Consider the following 16,145-nt stretch of genomic DNA (forward strand, 5'->3'; position numbering starts at 1 on the left):
GATTAGCAATGCAGGGCTTGCATGGACTCGAAAAATGCCGATGCTCAAATTAGTAACGGCAACGGAACTGTGGCCCGCCGCGAGCATTGAGGACGGATATCCATTCGCCCGCATCGCGACCCCACAAAATCTGAGGAGACATAGGACGATGGCCGACACCCCGGAAACCCCGCCCGTCAAGCGCGCCAAGAAGGCTACACCGGCGAAGCCCACCAAGGGAAAGCCCATTGAGACCCGCGAAGCGACACCCACCGCGCCCGCTCCGGTCAAGACGGCGGCGACGCGGCCCGCACCGACCGCTAAGCCAGGCAACGGTGCCGCGTCACATGGCTGGGCAGCACAGATCGCACCGTTGAAGGCACAGGCGGAAAAGGCCGCCCGGACGGCAGCTGATAAGTTTAACACCGTCGATTGGAAGACGCATATCGATCCGCTGAAGGATCAGGCAACGAAGACCGCCATGTCCGCAGCGGTCGTTGCCAAGGACAAGACCGGCACCGCGATGCAGAGCCTTGCCAAGCTGATTACGGACACGGCCGGAACTGTCGATGCGAAGCTGGGTCCGCAATATGGAGACTATGCACGGCAGGCGGCCGAAGCGGTAGCCGGAGCCGCCGACACGTTGGACAGCAAGGACGTCGATCAACTGATGACCGAAGCGCGCGATTTCGTGCGCAAAAGCCCTGCTGTGGCAATCGGCGCGGCAGCGGTTGTCGGTTTCGTCCTGATGCGGTTGGCCAAGGGTTCAGACGACAAGGCTTGAACCCGACGTACCATCAATCACGCAAAAGCCCCGACGCTGGGGCGGAGGGGTTTTTGACCGACGAACCTAGTCTGATCGCAGAGCCCCCCGAGGCCGGGCATGAGCAGGAGGACGGCGTCCGCGCGACGTTCGCCAAGCTATATACGGACGGTCGGGCCTATGCCGATGCCGAGATTGAGCGGCAGAAGCTGCGCGTCGGCATAGCCGGTGCGGGCGTTCGAGATGCTGCGATTTTCGCAACTGTTGGCTTCATGCTCAGCTTCGCGGGTCTGATCGCATTTCTGGTGGGGCTCGTAATGGCGCTTAGCCCCCATCTGGGAGCAGGCTGGTCGGCGCTGGCGGTGTTTGGCGCGGCGTTGCTGGTTGCCGCCATATTGCTGTTACTCGCAAAGGCCAGGATCTCGCGTATGCGGAGGGCGATCAAGGCATGAGTCAAACCGAAAAATATCAGCAAGCCGCGATTGATGCCGAGCAGAGGAAGGCGCGTTTCCTCTCAAGTCTGTCTGCGGCGAAGGCTCGCATAGCGCCGGGACGGCTGAAGCAGGACCTCAAGGAGAAGGCGGCAAGAGGGATCACCAATGGTCGCACCTATGTATCGACCAAGGTTCAAGAGCAGCCGGTTGCTGTTGGAGCGACAGCGGCGGCTCTGCTGATCTATCTTTTCCGCAATCCAATTTCGGCACTTTTCAAACGGACATACGTTCGGATTACTAACCGTAACCCGGACAGAGCGGAGACTGACCATGGCTGATATTCATGCCCAGATCACTCGCGTGCGCGACGCAGCGAATGACATTGCCGGAACTGCCACAGGCAAATTCCGGGATTCTACCGAAAAGGCCCGGGAAAATGCCGCTGAGCTGATCCAGACCGGCCGTGAACGGGCCGGTGACGCCTATAGCGACGTGCGCGATCGCACTCAGCGGGTTGCGGCTCGGGCCAATGAGATCGTTCAGGAGCATCCTGTCGCCGCCGTCGCTGGCGCAGTGGCTGCTGGAGCCGTCGTTGCCTGGCTGTTTCCCAAGAGCCGCAGGGCGATGAAGGCTCTTCCCGCTATTGCCATGACTGCGGGGAGCCGTGTCGTGGAAGCGGCCATGGCAGCAAGCGCGGCCGCCGCCCAGGGCGCGGAGAATATCAAGGCCGGAGCAACTGACGCCCTGCACAATGCGCAGGATAGCGCGACCAAGACCGCTGCTTCCGCTCGCGATGCCGCCGCTTCTGCCGATATCACGGGAACCGCCTCACGCATGGCTGATGACCTTGTGTCGCTCGTCACCACCAAAATCGACGCTGTCAGCGAGGCGCTCAAGGCCCGGTTGCCGAAACGCTGACCGCCGGAACGTTCGAAAGCTGTAGCTTTCGTGACGAAGCCTTGGACAGGAGTGGAGCCGTTGCTAAGGTGACCACTCCTTCCAAGGGAGACAGATTACATTATGAGCAAACTCCACCTCGTTATGGGCGGACGTGTCAAGGATCCTCAGACGCTCGAATTTGAAGATTTGAACTCAATTGATGTGGTCGGCGTCTTTCCTGACTATGCATCCGCTGAGAATGCATGGCGAGGGGCTGCACAGCGAACCGTTGATGACGCCGAAATGCGTTATGTGATCGTGCACCTGCATCGCCTGCTGGAACCGGATTTGCCACCAGCCTGAACCATCACACGATTGGCCGGGGTCCTTTGCGAAATCGCCAGAGCAGCAAGGGACGGGTCAGCAGCAAGCCTACAAGGAAGCCCCCGATGTGAGCGGCTATGGCGATTTGACCAAGATCGCCAAAGCCGCCACGCGACGACGCGACCCCGATCATGAGTTGAAGGATGATCCAGCCAGCGGCCAGCCAGATTACGCGCAGAAAATTGGCGGAAAATGGGCCGATCCGTCGTACCGCCCGCTGGCCATAGAGTAGAGCATAGGTCGCAAGAACGGCCGATATGGCGCCGCTCGCGCCAACCATGGGGCTAGGCGAAGCGGGTCCTGCCGCCCATTGCAATAAAGCCGCGCCATAGGCACCGGCGATATAAAGGATCAGGACCGCACGCATTTGCAGCACCTGCTCTACCTGCCGCCCGCAAAAGACCAGCATCAGCAGGTTAAAACCAATGTGCAGCCAGCCCGCATGGATCAGCGTGCAACTGAGTGGCGTCAGCCACACAGGTACAGCAACTACGCCTGCAAAAAGCTGAGGATCGTCAATCCTGGCCGGAATAAAGCCACCCAGGATAGCCGCGGTGTCCACCTGGCCAGTCAGAGACAATATTAGGAAGGCGGCGAAAGTGATCACCGCGATCCCATTTGTCATACGGCCCGATGGCAGTTTCACCGGCTTAGATGAATTCGATCTTGTCGATCAGGTAGAATTTGTCGCCTGCCGGAACCGACACCTCAATTTCCTCCCCGACCTGACGGCTGATAAGGGCGCGTCCCAGCGGGCTGTTGTAGCTGATCATGCCAAGCTTCGCGTCGGCTTCCGCCTGCCCCACGATCTGGTAACGAACCGGCTTTTCATCCTCATCCAGCAAGGTAACGGTCGCACCGAACACGACCTTGTCACCCGACAGTGATTTTGGGTCGATGATCTGGGCGCGCGACAACTTGTCCTCGAGATCGGCGATGGTGGCCTCAACCTGCCCCTGCCGTTCCTTAGCCGCGTGATATTCCGCGTTTTCGGATAAGTCGCCGTGGGCACGAGCTTCCTCGATGGCGTCCACGATCAAAGGCCGTTCGGCCTTCAATTCGCGGAGCTGCGTATTGAGCTTGTCATAGCCCATTTGCAGCATCGGCATCTTTTCGACGGTCGCCATTATTGCAAATCCTTCGTCAAAACTTCCCTTTGGCGGCTCCAACTCGGAGCCACCCGCAGCGTGCTTCCTTGTGCAGGGGATCAGGCTTGCGACAGGGGATAATAGGACTGGAGCGATCGCACTTCAAGGGCATGGCCCCGCAAAGCCTCGATCGCATCGGCAGCGGCCACCGATGCGGCCGCCGTGGTGAAGCTGGCGACCTTGGCGCGCAGCGCGCTGGTGCGGATCGCCTTGCTGTCCTTCAGGGACTGCCAGCCTTCGGTCGTGTTGAAGATCAGGTCGATGTCGCCATCGGTGATCTTGTCGACGATGTGGGGACGGCCTTCGGCGACCTTGTTCACCGGCTGAACGGCGATGCCCTGCTCTTCCAGATAGCGGGCCGTGCCGCCGGTTGCGACGATGGTGAAGCCCAATCCTGCCAGCTTCTGTACCGCAGGCAGGACCACCGGCTTGTCGCTGTCTTTGACCGATACGAAGGCGGTGCCGTTTTTTGGCAGGACAGTGCCCGCGCCAAGCTGAGCCTTGGCGAAGGCGGTGGCGAAATTGCTGTCGATGCCCATGACTTCGCCGGTGCTTTTCATTTCCGGGGAAAGGACCGGATCGACGCCGGGGAAGCGGGCGAAGGGGAAGACGGCTTCCTTAACTGCAATATGAGTTATAGAATTGCGGTCGATTTTTGGGAGGTCGCGAAGCATCTCTCCGGCCATGACCCGGCTGGCGATCTTGGCGATGGGGGTGCCGATTGCCTTGGCGACGAAGGGGACGGTGCGGCTGGCGCGGGGGTTTACCTCAATCAGGTAAACAATGCTGTCCTTTACCGCGAACTGGATGTTCATGAGGCCGCGGACGGACAAAGCGCGTGCGAGAATGTCGGTTTGACGCTCAATTTCCGCGATAATGTCGTCGGAAAGGCTGTAAGGCGGCAAGGAACAGGCGGAATCGCCCGAATGGACGCCCGCTTCTTCGATGTGCTGGAGCACGCCTGCGACCACTACATCGTCGCCGTCGCAGAGCGCGTCTACATCGACCTCAATGGCGTCGCGCAGATATTGGTCGATCAGCACGGGAGAGTCGCCCGACACCTGAACGGCGGTGGCGATATATTCTTCAAGTTGGGCCTGGCCGTCCACGATTTCCATGGCACGGCCGCCAAGGACGTAGGACGGACGCATCAGGACCGGATAGCCGATGCGGTTGGCGACGGCGATCGCCTCCTCACGGCTGCGGGCGATGCCGTTGGCGGGCTGCTTGAGCTTGAGCTTGTCGATGAGCGCGGCGAAACGCTCGCGGTCTTCGGCAAGGTCGATCGCGTCGGGCGAGGTGCCGAGGATGGGGATACCCGCGTCCTCAAGCGGCTGGGCGAGCTTCAGCGGCGTCTGGCCGCCGAACTGGACAATGACCCCGGCCAGCGTGCCGTTCGACATTTCAACGCTCAGGATTTCCAGAACGTCCTCGGCAGTCAGCGGCTCGAAATAGAGGCGGTCGGACGTGTCATAGTCGGTCGATACGGTTTCCGGGTTGCAGTTGACCATGATCGTCTCATAGCCCGCATCCGAAAGCGCGAAGCAGGCGTGGACGCAGCAATAGTCGAACTCGATCCCCTGCCCGATCCGGTTGGGTCCGCCGCCAAGGATCACGACCTTCTTACGGTCGCTGGGCTGCGCCTCATTCTCTGCCTCGCCGAAGAGTGGCGCTTCGTAGGTGGAATACATATAGGGCGTCTTCGCCTCGAACTCGGCGGCGCAGGTGTCGATGCGCTTGAAGACCGGACGCACGCCGAGCTTGTGGCGCAGGGTGCGCACTTCCGCTTCGGTGACGCCGCCGGTCATGGCCTTGACCGCTTCGTGGATCAGGCCCGAACCGCGTGCGATGCCGCGTTCCATGCCGCGCAGATTGGCGGACTTGAGCGCCAGATGGGCGAGGCGCTGGTCGGAAAAGCCCATGCTCTTCAGGCGGCGCATGCCGTCCGCATCCTGCGGCAGGCCGTTCGCCAGCACTTGCGCTTCCGCGTCGATGATTTCCTTGATCCGCTCCAGGAACCAAGGATCGAACTTGGCGATGTTGTGGATTTCGGCGACGGTCAGCCCTTCGCGCAGGGCTTGCGCGGCGACGAGCAGACGGTCAGGCGTCGGTGAAGCAAGCGCGGCGACGATGTCGTCCTTGGGCGCGCCCACCAGATGCGCTACCTCATCGAAGCCGCAGAGGCCGGTTTCCAGGCCACGCAGCGCCTTCTGCATCGATTCATGGATGTTGCGGCCGATCGCCATCACCTCGCCCACCGACTTCATGGCGGTGCCGAGCAGTGGCTCGCTGCCCTTGAACTTTTCAAAGGCGAAGCGCGGGATCTTGGTCACGACATAGTCGATGGTCGGTTCGAACGAGGCCGGGGTCGCGCCGGTGATGTCATTCTCGATCTCATCGAGCGTGTAGCCGACGGCGAGCTTTGCCGCGACCTTGGCGATCGGGAAGCCGGTCGCCTTCGACGCCAACGCCGAGGAGCGCGAGACGCGCGGGTTCATTTCGATCACGATCAGGCGGCCGTCCTTCGGATTGACCGCGAACTGCACGTTAGAACCGCCTGTTTCCACGCCGATTTCACGCAGCACCGCGATGCTCGCGTTGCGCATGATCTGATATTCCTTGTCGGTCAGCGTCAGCGCGGGGGCGACGGTGATGGAATCGCCGGTATGGACGCCCATCGGATCGACATTTTCGATCGAGCAGATGATGATGGCGTTGTCGTTGCGATCGCGCACGACCTCCATCTCATATTCTTTCCAGCCGAGGAGCGATTCCTCGATCAGGACTTCGGTGGTGGGGGACGCGTCGAGACCGCCGCGCACGATATTGACGAACTCTTCGCGATTATAGGCGATGCCGCCGCCAGTGCCGCCCATGGTGAAGCTGGGGCGGATGATCGAAGGAAGGCCGGTGAACTCCAGAGCCTCCAACGCCTCTTCCATCGTGTGGGCGATGCGCGAGCGGGCCGATTCCAGCCCGATCTTGTCCATGGCGTCGCGGAACTTGATCCGATCCTCCGCCTTGTCGATGGCCTCGGCGTCGGCGCCGATCATCTGGACGCCATATTTCTCCAGCGTGCCGTCGTTGAATAGGGCGAGCGCGGTGTTGAGCGCTGTCTGGCCGCCCATGGTCGGCAGCACCGCGTCGGGGCGTTCCTTCTCGATGATCTTCGCCACGATTTCGGGCGTGATCGGTTCGACATAAGTCGCGTCGGCAAATTCCGGGTCGGTCATGATGGTGGCCGGGTTGGAATTCACCAGGATGATGCGATAGCCCTCTTCCTTGAGCGCCTTCACCGCCTGCGTGCCCGAATAGTCGAACTCGCAAGCCTGGCCGATGATGATCGGGCCAGCGCCGATGATGAGGATGGAGGAGATGTCGGTGCGTTTAGGCATTAGTTTATAATCACCGTGATAGGATAATCGATTTCAATACCTTCGGCTTTCGCCCGAGGTATCAGGCAACCGTGAATACGCGACTGCCGCGCAACAACTTTTCCATGTCCGGGCGGCTCAGCGCCGAAATAAACCCCTGTCTCATGGTATTCTCGCAAACGAATGGCGGCTGACCAGTGACTGCTTGTGAAGCGTAGATTTTTGCTTCCGCACTGCTCAGCAATCTCAACAATACGTTCTGAAGAGGGCTGACAAGCCGCGAGACATCCCACGGCAGCCAACGAAACGGGCTTGCAGGTTTTCCATCCCATCAATGCACGCCCCCTGCCCGCGCCTCGCATCCCCAGCCGTCATATTCGACGCCGCAGAGGATTTCGATCTGGAGGCATTTCTTCGTCAGCGCCCGGATCGACTGTTCGTCGACCGGCTGCTCGCACTCGAGGAAGAGGAACAGATCGCCATCCTCATCCTCTTCGCGGTCCAGCTCGACGAAGCCGAACTGGCTGGCGATGGTGAGGACGCGTTCGAAATCCTTTTCGCTGCCTTTGAAGCTGACGTCCACCGGGCGCGACAAACGCGCCACGTCGCCATTGGCAGCGAGATTGGCGAGGACTTCCTTGTCCGCCTCCCACTCTGCCGCGAGGCGGGCTTCGTCCACCGGGGGCAGGTTTTGGCTCACTTAAGCCCCTCAACGAAGCGCTGGAACAGGTAGAAGCTGTCCTGCGGGCCGGGCGAGGCTTCGGGGTGGTACTGGACCGAGAAGGCCTTTTTGTCGGTCAGTTCGATGCCGCAATTGCTGCCGTCGAAGAGCGACACATGGGTCGGCTTCACATTGGCGGGCAGCGTGTCGCTGTCCACCGCGAAGCCGTGGTTCATCGAGGTGATCTCGACCAGACCGTCGGACAGGCGCTTTACCGGGTGGTTGGCGCCGCGATGGCCCTGATGCATCTTGACCGTCTTGGCACCGGCAGCGAGCGCCAGCATCTGGTGGCCGAGGCAGATGCCGAAGACGGGCTTGTCGGCTTCCAGCACCTTTTTGATGACGGGGACGGCATATTCGCCGGTCGCGGCGGGATCGCCGGGGCCGTTGGAGAGGAAGACGCCGTCGGGGTTCTGCTCCATCACCTGCTCGTAGGTGGCGGTGGCGGGGAGAACGGTGACGCGGGCGCCGGCCTTTACGAGGTTGCGGAAGATGTTGTTCTTTGCGCCATAGTCGATGGCGACGACGTGGGGGCGGTTGTCTGGCGCGGTGCCATCTGGATGGCCCCCACCCCCGGCCCCTCCCCTGAAGGGGAGGGGAGAATTGGCTTCATCCTTGGCGTAGCCGTGGCCTAGTTTCCACACGCCGTCTTTCCAGAGGCGGCTTTCCTTGGCCGTGACTTCGATGGCGAGGTCCATGCCTTCAAGGCCGGGCCAATTGGCGGCTTTTTCCGCGAGGGCGGCGAGGTCGAAATTGCCTTCCGGATTATGGGCGATGACGACGTTGGGCGCGCCCTTCAGACGGATCATGCGGGTGAGTGCGCGGGTGTCTACACCGGACAGGCCGATGCGGCCATTTTCCTTCATCCACTGGTCGAAGGGTTCGACGTTGCGGAAGTTGCTAGGCTCCGTCACGTCCTGCCGCACGACGCAGCCTAATGCGAAGGGGTTGTCCGCTTCGACGTCGTCCAGGTTGGTGCCGACATTGCCGATATGCGGGAAGGTGAAGGTGACGATCTGCCCGGCATAGCTGGGGTCGGTCATCACTTCCTGATAGCCGGTCATGGCGGTATTGAAGCAGAGTTCGCCTACCGCTTCGCCCACTGCACCAAAGCCACGGCCAAACACTGCGCTGCCATCGGCGAAAACCAATACCCCTGTCGCTCCTTTGGGCACGGTGAGGGTCTTGGCATCAGCCATGGTCGTAGCGTCCTTTATGCTTTTAGCGGGAACCCGTCTGCAGCGGGTTAAACGGCCGGTCACCTATGCCTGTGAGGCCCCGCGGTCAACCACTGTAAAAAATCTCTTTTGGCGTTATATCTGGTCTTTTCCGGCAGAACAGGATTCGTATCGCCATGATTCGCGAGCAGGTTAAGAGCGCCCAGGTCGAAGCCATGAAGGCGGGGGACAAGGAACGCCTGGCCGCTGTGCGTTTGATCATGGCGAAGCTGAAGGATCGGGACATCGAATTGCGTACCGCTTCGAGCGTGCCCGATGACGATATGGTCGTTGTCGAGGTGCTGCAGAAGATGGTGAAGCAGCGGCGCGAGTCGATCGAGATGTTTCGGAGCGGCGGGCGTGAAGAGCTGGCGGCGAAGGAGCAGGCCGAGTTGCGCGTAATCGAAAGCTTTCTGCCGCAGCAGTTGAGCGAGGATGAGACGCGCGCTGCGATCGAGGGGATCAAGGCGGAAGTGGGCGCGGCCAGCGTCAAGGATATGGGGAAGGTCATGGCCGTGCTGAAGGAACGGCATGGGTCGGTGATTGATATGAGCAAGGCGAGTGGGCTGGTTAAGGCGGCTTTGGGTTGACATGATATAGCCCCTCCCTTCGAAGGGAGGGGTTGGGGTGGGTGATGGCGCTACGCATCAATGCAAGGCTAGGCCGATATGCGCGCGACATGCGGCGAGAACCTACCGACTATGAGCGGCGGCTGTGGGGGGGTCTCAGGGCGTCCCAGTTGGCTGGATTCAAATTTCGGCGGCAAGCTGTCATCGAGCCATATATTTGCGATTTTCTTTGTCCCTCGATCGGTTTGATCGTTGAGGTAGATGATGATCTGCATGATGCAGGGAAAGATCGAGATCGGGATTTCGACCTCGCTCATCAAGGATATGTCGTGCTGCGTTTTTCCAACTGGGAGGTTCGGGATAATCTTGAAGGCGTATTGAGCGTCATTCTTGATCGAGCGCGCGCGTTGCCGGAGAGACAGAAGATCACCCACCCCAACCCCTCCCTTGGAAGGGAGGGGCTTTTAGAAGCATGAGTCTCTCCCCCGCCTTCCTTGACGAACTGCGCATGCGGACTTCGCTGTCGACGCTGATCGGGCGGACGGTGAAGGTGCAGAAGGCTGGACGCGAGTATAAAGCGTGCTGCCCTTTTCATAATGAGAAGACGCCGAGCTTCACCATCAATGATGAGAAGGGCTTCTACCACTGCTTTGGCTGTGGGGCGCATGGAGACGCGATCCGGTGGATGACGGACCAGCGCGGCCTGCCCTTCATGGAGGCGGTGAAGGAGCTGGCGGCGGCGGCGGGCATGGATGTGCCTGCGCCCGATCCGCGCGCGGCGAAGCGGGCGGAGCAGGCCAAGGGTCTGCATGACGTCATGGCGGCGGCGCAGGCTTTGTTCGAGGCGCAGCTTGGCGGGATCGAAGGGGCCGAGGCTCGGGAGTATCTTGTCCGGCGCGGGATCAGCGAGGCGACACGGCGGGCTTTTGGCTTTGGCTATTCGGCGGATTCGAAGGGTAAGCTCAAAGGTGCGCTGTCGGAATTTGGCGAGCCTATGTTGATTGAGGCGGGGTTGCTGATCGATCCCGAGGCGAGCGAAAGCGATGGTGGCAAGGCGAGGAAGCGGGAGAGCTATGACCGCTTCCGAGGGCGGCTGATGCTGCCGATCCGGGATATTCGCGGGCGGGTGATCGCTTTTGGCGGGCGGATTCTTGGGGCTGGCGAGCCTAAATATCTGAACTCGCCGGACACGCCGCTCTTCGACAAGGGGCGGACGCTTTACAATATCGATCGCGCTTCTCCGGCTAGCCGCCAGAGCGGGCGGGTGATCGTGGTCGAAGGCTATATGGACGTGATCGCGCTGGCGCAGGCGGGCTTTGGCGAGGCGGTTGCGCCGCTGGGCACGGCGCTGACGGAGCATCAGATCGAGCGGCTATGGAAGATGGTCGATGTGCCGCTACTCTGCTTCGATGGCGATGCGGCGGGGCAGAAGGCGGCGATCCGGGCGGCTGTGCGGGCGCTGCCGTTGCTGAGGCCGGGGATGAGTTTGGCCTTTGCCACGCTGCCTGCGGGGCAGGATCCGGACGATCTGATCCGGGCGGAGGGGCCGGGAGCGATGGAACGGGTGCTGGATGCGGCGGAACCGCTGGTGGAGCGGTTGTGGGCCTATGAGCAGAAGGCGGCGCCATTGGATACGCCGGAGCAGCGGGCGGCGTTGAAGCAGCGGCTGCGCACGATCACCGACGCGATCGCGCATCCGGATGTGCGGGCGCATTATGTGCAGATTTTCCGGGAGCGTTATGATGCGCTGTTCTTTGCGCGACCCTCGCAGGCGAACGCGCCTCGCCATCAGCGTGGGACAGGGACTCGACAAGGGTGGCAGCGCGATCGGCGCGGAAACTGGAAGCCGCCCCTGCCCCCGATTGGAAGCGAAGCGCGGGCGATCGGCGTCAGCGGCATGGAGCAGCGGCTGCTGCGCGCGGTTCTGGCGAGTTTGTTGCGGCATCCCGAGCAGATAATGATGCACCGGGAGATGCTTTCGGCACTGCATATCGGCGATTCGGCGCTGGGCGAACTGATGCGGGCGATGATTGCCGCATCGTTCCGACAAGAAACAGTTGAAACAGAGGGCCTCCTTACCATATTGGGCCAAGGTGAAGTGTATAATATGGCGAAGGGGATGCTCCGGGCCGACACGTTCACATTCACCCCCAGCAGGATGAAGACCGATCCCGGTCGCGTTCAGCGCGATCTGGAGGAGGCTATCCGGGTGATGGCACAAGGACCGGAGTTGGAGACGGCGCTGGCGGAGGCGACGAGGCGGGCGAGGGAAGACCTCAACGAGGAAACCTTTGCCGAGCAGCAGCGGATCCAGCGGTTAAAAATGGATCATGACCAGCGCCTGGCGGAACTGGCGCAGTCCGAAGATATTGTTTGATAGATCGTCCCCCGGCGGGATGATGGAGCTAAGGCGAATAAATGGCGAGCAAGGCGACAGGCAAGGGTGCGGGCGAGGATGTGGATAGCGGCGATGCACCGCTGCTCGATCTGAATGAGGCTTCGGTCAAGAAGCTGATCGCGCGCGCCAAGAAGCGCGGCTACATCACCTATGACGAGTTGAACGACGCCCTGCCGCAGGACCAGATGTCCTCCGAGCAGATCGAGGACATCATGGCCGCGCTCAACGAAATGGGCGTAAACATCGTCGAGAATGAGGAAGCCAGCGAGGACGGCGACGAGCAGCGCGAGCGCGAAGATGCCGAGGACGCCGAAGATGATTCGGGCGATGAAGAAGGCGCGCCCAAGCTCGTCACCGAAAAGAAGAAGGAAACGGTCGACCGCACCGACGACCCGGTGCGCATGTATCTGCGCGAAATGGGCGCGGTGGAACTGCTCAGCCGCGAGGGCGAAATCGCCATCGCCAAGCGTATCGAGGCTGGCCGCGACACGATGATCCTGGGGCTTTGCGAAAGCCCGACGACCTTCAACGCGATCATCGAATGGTCGACCGCCCTCAATAATGGCGAAATGCAGCTGCGCGAGATTCTTGACCTCGACGCGATGCTTTCCAAGGACCCGGCGCCCGAGAATCTGGAGGAAGGCGCCGAAGACGATGACGGCGAGATCAGCGAGAAAACCGCTGGCCCCAGCTTCAAGGAAGAGGAGGAGCCCGAGGAAGAGGCAGCCGATTCCGACGAGGATGAGGACGGCCTGACCGAACGCCGTGCCCGGCGCGTGGAAGAGGAAGAAGAGGAAGACAACACCCTTTCCCTCGCCCAGATGGAAGAGACGCTCAAGCCGATGGCGCTTGAGAAATTCGCCACCATCACGGAGATTTTCCGCGCCTTCTCGCGTGCGCAGGAATCACGCATGGCCGCGATGGCCAATGGCGAGACGCTGAGCCAGAAGGCCGAGGACGATTATCAGGAGCTGCGCGAGCGGCTGACCGCCGAAGTCGAAAGCGTCCAGTTCCACCAGCAGAAGATCGAATATCTGGTCGATCAGCTCTATGCCTATAATCGTCGCTTGACCGCGCTGGGTGGGCAGATGCTGCGCTTGGCGGAACGGCATAAGGTCAGCCGCAAGGACTTCCTCGACCGCTATGTGAACCATGAACTGGACGACGCCTGGCTAGACAAGGTGCAGGGCCTCGACAAGAAATGGGCCGCTTTTGCGGCAGCCGAAGCACGCGCCGTCGAGCGCATCCGTACCGAGGTGAGCGAAATCGCGCAGGCGACCGGCATGTCGCTGAACGAGTTCCGCCGTATCGTCAACATGGTGCAGAAGGGCGAACGCGAGGCACGTATCGCGAAGAAGGAAATGGTCGAGGCAAACCTGCGCCTCGTCATCTCCATCGCTAAAAAATATACGAACCGTGGCCTGCAATTCCTTGATCTTATTCAGGAAGGCAATATCGGCCTGATGAAGGCGGTGGATAAGTTCGAATATCGCCGCGGTTACAAGTTCAGCACCTATGCGACCTGGTGGATCCGTCAGGCGATCACCCGATCGATCGCGGATCAGGCGCGGACCATCCGTATTCCGGTCCACATGATCGAGACGATCAACAAGCTGGTGCGCACGTCCCGCCAGTTCCTGCATGAGCAGGGCCGCGAGCCGACTCCGGAGGAAATGGCCGAGCGCCTTTCCATGCCGCTGGAGAAGGTGCGCAAGGTGATGAAGATCGCCAAGGAGCCGATCAGCCTCGAAACGCCGATCGGCGACGAGGAGGATTCGCACCTGGGCGATTTCATCGAGGACAAAAATGCGGTCATCCCGGTGGATGCGGCAATTCAGGCAAACCTGAAAGAAACGGTCACCCGCGTTCTGGCCTCGCTCACGCCGCGTGAGGAACGCGTGCTGCGCATGCGTTTCGGCATCGGCATGAACACCGATCACACGCTGGAGGAAGTAGGCCAGCAGTTCAGCGTGACCCGCGAACGTATCCGCCAGATTGAGGCGAAGGCGCTCCGCAAGCTGAAACATCCGAGCCGCAGCCGGAAAATGCGGAGCTTCCTCGACCAATAGGGTCTGGGATACGGTGAATTGATCCGAAAGGGCGGCTTCAGGGCCGCCCTTTTTTTCGTCTCATAAACCGCTCTTTTACCTCAACTTCCTATGGTCGTGGCAACAGACACACTGGCGCGGCGGCCGCAGGGGTTATCATGAACGAAGCAGCTACACGCTTGGCGACAGGCGATATATCTCAGGTGATCGAGGCGCTGGTGGCGGCTGATGGAACGGCCGCTCATGCTCATGCGAGCAGCGCAAGGACGATCATGAGCCGTAACGCTGCCCTGACATTGCCGGACCTCGCCGATGCCGCGCATTATCTATGCCTGCTGCACGGACGTCACCCAGGCGTCATCGATCACGCGGCGAACCGATCGGCAGACAGTGCGGCTCGGGGCTGGCTCGTCCAGGCGGGGCAGGCGTTTGCGCGAGAGCGGGCCTATCTGACGCAAGTTGCGGTGGCGCTAGGCCCGATACCCAGCACGGCGGGGCAGAGCGACTGTGAGACGATCGTCAGCCAACAACGTCATGCGCTGGATATACTGGCTCAGTCGGACAGGCGCGGATGTGCCATGGGCGCAGCCATGGCGCTGGTACTGGACTGGCAGGCGGTACGCGGCGTGCTCGACATGGCGGCGATTCGCGTGGGGCTTGAACCCTCTCCATCCGATCTTCCCGACCGGGCGCAGACCTTTGCCGTAGCGCGAGCGATCGGTAGCGACGGCGCGGCCGATCGGGCCATACAATTTGGCGCGCGGCAGTTGCTCAGCCAGCAGCGTGGCCTCTGGGACCTGCTGAAGGCGCGTGCCGAGGTTCGGCGGCAGAAGGTATAGGAATAACCGATTGCGGCGCCGTATCGCTTTCCCTACTCGGGTGGCAGTAGAGGAAAGCGAAGATTCATGCGGTTTGAAGGTACGGAAGATTATGTCGCAACCGACGACCTGAAGGTCGCGGTGAACGCAGCGGTGCTGCTGCGCCGCCCCCTGCTGGTGAAGGGTGAGCCGGGGACGGGCAAGACGGTGCTGGCGCAGGAAATCGCCAAGGCATTGGACGCGCCGCTGATCGAATGGAACGTCAAATCGACGACCAAGGCGCATCAAGGCCTGTATGAATATGACGCCGTGGCACGGCTGCGCGATGGCCAGCTGGGCGATCCGCGTGTTCATGACATCAGCAACTATATCCGCAAGGGCAAGCTTTGGGAGGCCTTCACCTCCCCTACCCTACCCGTGCTGCTGATCGACGAGATCGACAAGGCCGATATCGAGTTTCCCAACGACCTGTTGCAGGAACTCGATCGCATGGCGTTCCACGTCTACGAAACGGGCGAGACGGTCGCGGCGCAGGAACGGCCGGTGGTGGTCATCACATCCAACAATGAGAAGGAGCTGCCCGACGCTTTCCTGCGGCGCTGCTTCTTCCACTATATCAAGTTCCCCGACCGGGAGACGATGCAGGCCATTGTCGATGTCCATTTCCCCGGCATTCAGAAGATATTGGTCAGCCGCGCGCTCGACCTCTTCTACGAGATACGCGATGTGCCGGGCCTGAAGAAGAAGCCGTCGACCAGCGAGTTGCTCGACTGGTTGAAGCTGCTACTCAATGAAGACATGCCGCTGGAGGTGTTGCAGGATCGCGATCCGACCAAGGCCATTCCGCCGCTTCATGGCGCGCTGCTGAAGAATGAGCAGGATATCATGATGTTCGAACGTCTGGCATTCATGGCGCGGCGGCAGGGGCGGTAAATGCCGGGATTGCCCTGCCCGGCGCAATGACGGAGGCGTGCATGACGCATGAAGCGGGATGTCTGTGCGGAGCGGTGCGCATCAAGATCGATGCGGAGCCGATGGCGGCGCGCATGTGCTGGTGCAGGCTGTGCCAATATCTCGGCGGAGGATCGGGCACGGTCAATGTCTGCTTTCCGACGGAGAAGGTGCAAAGCGAGGGCGAGGTACGTTGGCATGAAAGCATCGCGGATAGCGGAAACAGGATGCGTCGTGGCTTTTGTCCGCAGTGCGGCACGCCCCTGTTCAGCATTGCCGAGTCGCGGCCGCACCTGACTTTCATCAGGGCTGGCGCGCTGGATGATCCGGACCTGCTGGCACCGCAGGCGGTAATCTGGACGGAGGCGGCTCCGCACTGGGCGCATCTGGACCCGGAACTGCCGCATTATCCAGCGCAGATTCCGCCAGTCGCGTAAAAGGCCGCTTGCCTTAGCCTTGCAG

At 61.1% G+C, this 16,145-nt stretch carries 17 protein-coding genes; 12 read left to right on the plus strand and 5 right to left on the minus strand.

What is annotated here, in order from left to right:
• The first annotated feature begins 148 nt into the window (after positions 1 to 148).
• From AC6JBC_RS08290 to AC6JBC_RS08310, 5 genes are all read left to right on the plus strand, one after another.
• The gene (locus AC6JBC_RS08290; RefSeq protein WP_498023786.1) at positions 149 to 763 is read left to right on the plus strand and encodes a hypothetical protein; all 615 of its coding nucleotides are present in this window, start codon (positions 149 to 151) and stop codon (positions 761 to 763) included.
• A gap of 53 nt (positions 764 to 816) precedes the next feature.
• Positions 817 to 1,194: a phage holin family protein gene (locus AC6JBC_RS08295; RefSeq protein WP_464788877.1), complete on the plus strand. Its 378-nt coding sequence runs from the start codon at positions 817 to 819 to the stop codon at positions 1,192 to 1,194.
• Positions 1,191 to 1,514 carry a hypothetical protein gene (locus AC6JBC_RS08300; RefSeq protein ID WP_498023787.1) on the plus strand — a complete coding sequence of 108 codons (324 nt, stop codon included), beginning with the start codon at positions 1,191 to 1,193 and terminating at the stop codon, positions 1,512 to 1,514. The genes AC6JBC_RS08295 and AC6JBC_RS08300 overlap by 4 nt, the downstream gene beginning before the upstream one ends.
• Positions 1,507 to 2,094, plus strand: a complete 588-nt coding sequence (locus AC6JBC_RS08305) for a hypothetical protein (RefSeq protein ID WP_464788879.1) — start codon at positions 1,507 to 1,509, stop codon at positions 2,092 to 2,094. Before AC6JBC_RS08300 ends, AC6JBC_RS08305 begins: the two co-directional genes overlap by 8 nt.
• 102 nt (positions 2,095 to 2,196) lie before the next feature.
• Entirely contained in the window at positions 2,197 to 2,418 is a 222-nt protein-coding gene (locus AC6JBC_RS08310) for a DUF4170 domain-containing protein (RefSeq protein ID WP_449472159.1), read from the plus strand.
• A 4-nt stretch (positions 2,419 to 2,422) separates the two neighbouring features.
• On the opposite strand, the gene AC6JBC_RS08315 is transcribed toward AC6JBC_RS08310, so the two are convergent.
• From AC6JBC_RS08315 to carA, 5 genes are all read right to left on the minus strand, one after another.
• The gene (locus AC6JBC_RS08315) at positions 2,423 to 3,064 is read right to left on the minus strand and encodes a rhomboid family intramembrane serine protease (protein WP_498023788.1); all 642 of its coding nucleotides are present in this window, start codon (positions 3,062 to 3,064) and stop codon (positions 2,423 to 2,425) included.
• Positions 3,065 to 3,089: 25 nt separating this feature from the next.
• A complete protein-coding gene (greA, locus tag AC6JBC_RS08320; protein ID WP_449472156.1) occupies positions 3,090 to 3,566 on the minus strand; it encodes a transcription elongation factor GreA in 477 nt (158 codons plus the stop codon).
• Positions 3,567 to 3,646: 80 nt separating this feature from the next.
• On the minus strand, positions 3,647 to 6,982 hold the full coding sequence (gene carB / locus AC6JBC_RS08325) for a carbamoyl-phosphate synthase large subunit (protein ID WP_498023789.1): 3,336 nt from the start codon (positions 6,980 to 6,982) through the stop codon (positions 3,647 to 3,649).
• 310 nt (positions 6,983 to 7,292) lie between these two features.
• The gene (locus tag AC6JBC_RS08330) at positions 7,293 to 7,661 is read right to left on the minus strand and encodes a ribonuclease E inhibitor RraB (RefSeq protein ID WP_498023790.1); all 369 of its coding nucleotides are present in this window, start codon (positions 7,659 to 7,661) and stop codon (positions 7,293 to 7,295) included.
• A complete protein-coding gene (gene carA, locus AC6JBC_RS08335) occupies positions 7,658 to 8,881 on the minus strand; it encodes a glutamine-hydrolyzing carbamoyl-phosphate synthase small subunit (RefSeq protein ID WP_247231018.1) in 1,224 nt (407 codons plus the stop codon). Before carA ends, AC6JBC_RS08330 begins: the two co-directional genes overlap by 4 nt.
• A gap of 155 nt (positions 8,882 to 9,036) precedes the next feature.
• Here carA and AC6JBC_RS08340 point away from each other — a divergent pair, with 155 nt between their 5' ends.
• The 7 genes from AC6JBC_RS08340 to AC6JBC_RS08370 all read left to right on the plus strand — a co-directional run bounded on the left by AC6JBC_RS08340 (position 9,037) and on the right by AC6JBC_RS08370 (position 16,120).
• Complete coding sequence (locus tag AC6JBC_RS08340) at positions 9,037 to 9,489, plus strand: GatB/YqeY domain-containing protein (protein ID WP_498023791.1); 453 nt, start codon at positions 9,037 to 9,039, stop codon at positions 9,487 to 9,489.
• Between the two features lie 44 nt (positions 9,490 to 9,533).
• Entirely contained in the window at positions 9,534 to 9,944 is a 411-nt protein-coding gene (locus AC6JBC_RS08345) for an endonuclease domain-containing protein (RefSeq protein ID WP_498023792.1), read from the plus strand.
• Positions 9,941 to 11,845 (plus strand): DNA primase, encoded by a 1,905-nt coding sequence (gene dnaG, locus AC6JBC_RS08350; RefSeq protein ID WP_498023793.1) that lies wholly within the window; start codon positions 9,941 to 9,943, stop codon positions 11,843 to 11,845. The genes AC6JBC_RS08345 and dnaG overlap by 4 nt, the downstream gene beginning before the upstream one ends.
• Before the next feature lie 41 nt (positions 11,846 to 11,886).
• Positions 11,887 to 13,935, plus strand: coding sequence for an RNA polymerase sigma factor RpoD (rpoD, locus tag AC6JBC_RS08355; protein WP_498023794.1), 2,049 nt, complete (start codon positions 11,887 to 11,889; stop codon positions 13,933 to 13,935).
• 137 nt (positions 13,936 to 14,072) lie between these two features.
• Positions 14,073 to 14,753, plus strand: a complete 681-nt coding sequence (locus AC6JBC_RS08360) for a DUF6975 family protein (RefSeq protein WP_498023795.1) — start codon at positions 14,073 to 14,075, stop codon at positions 14,751 to 14,753.
• 66 nt (positions 14,754 to 14,819) lie between these two features.
• On the plus strand, positions 14,820 to 15,665 hold the full coding sequence (locus tag AC6JBC_RS08365) for an AAA family ATPase (RefSeq protein ID WP_449472141.1): 846 nt from the start codon (positions 14,820 to 14,822) through the stop codon (positions 15,663 to 15,665).
• Positions 15,666 to 15,706: 41 nt separating this feature from the next.
• On the plus strand, positions 15,707 to 16,120 hold the full coding sequence (locus tag AC6JBC_RS08370) for a GFA family protein (RefSeq protein ID WP_498023796.1): 414 nt from the start codon (positions 15,707 to 15,709) through the stop codon (positions 16,118 to 16,120).
• The last annotated feature ends 25 nt before the right edge of the window (positions 16,121 to 16,145 follow it).

Source organism: Sphingobium sp. RC1, assembly GCF_059738765.1.

Excerpts from the sequence above, each read along its gene's own strand:
- carA (WP_247231018.1), bottom strand. The coding sequence starts at position 8,881 with ATGGCTGATGCCAAGACCCTCACCGTGCCCAAAGGAGCGACAGGGGTA.
- AC6JBC_RS08310 (WP_449472159.1), top strand. The coding sequence starts at position 2,197 with ATGAGCAAACTCCACCTCGTTATGGGCGGACGTGTCAAGGATCCTCAG.
- AC6JBC_RS08315 (WP_498023788.1), bottom strand. The coding sequence starts at position 3,064 with ATGACAAATGGGATCGCGGTGATCACTTTCGCCGCCTTCCTAATATTG.
- greA (WP_449472156.1), bottom strand. The coding sequence starts at position 3,566 with ATGGCGACCGTCGAAAAGATGCCGATGCTGCAAATGGGCTATGACAAG.
- AC6JBC_RS08340 (WP_498023791.1), top strand. The coding sequence starts at position 9,037 with ATGATTCGCGAGCAGGTTAAGAGCGCCCAGGTCGAAGCCATGAAGGCG.
- carB (WP_498023789.1), bottom strand. The coding sequence starts at position 6,982 with ATGCCTAAACGCACCGACATCTCCTCCATCCTCATCATCGGCGCTGGC.
- AC6JBC_RS08300 (WP_498023787.1), top strand. The coding sequence starts at position 1,191 with ATGAGTCAAACCGAAAAATATCAGCAAGCCGCGATTGATGCCGAGCAG.
- AC6JBC_RS08345 (WP_498023792.1), top strand. The coding sequence starts at position 9,534 with ATGGCGCTACGCATCAATGCAAGGCTAGGCCGATATGCGCGCGACATG.
- AC6JBC_RS08290 (WP_498023786.1), top strand. The coding sequence starts at position 149 with ATGGCCGACACCCCGGAAACCCCGCCCGTCAAGCGCGCCAAGAAGGCT.
- AC6JBC_RS08370 (WP_498023796.1), top strand. The coding sequence starts at position 15,707 with ATGACGCATGAAGCGGGATGTCTGTGCGGAGCGGTGCGCATCAAGATC.
- AC6JBC_RS08305 (WP_464788879.1), top strand. The coding sequence starts at position 1,507 with ATGGCTGATATTCATGCCCAGATCACTCGCGTGCGCGACGCAGCGAAT.
- rpoD (WP_498023794.1), top strand. The coding sequence starts at position 11,887 with ATGGCGAGCAAGGCGACAGGCAAGGGTGCGGGCGAGGATGTGGATAGC.
- AC6JBC_RS08365 (WP_449472141.1), top strand. The coding sequence starts at position 14,820 with ATGCGGTTTGAAGGTACGGAAGATTATGTCGCAACCGACGACCTGAAG.
- AC6JBC_RS08360 (WP_498023795.1), top strand. The coding sequence starts at position 14,073 with ATGAACGAAGCAGCTACACGCTTGGCGACAGGCGATATATCTCAGGTG.
- dnaG (WP_498023793.1), top strand. The coding sequence starts at position 9,941 with ATGAGTCTCTCCCCCGCCTTCCTTGACGAACTGCGCATGCGGACTTCG.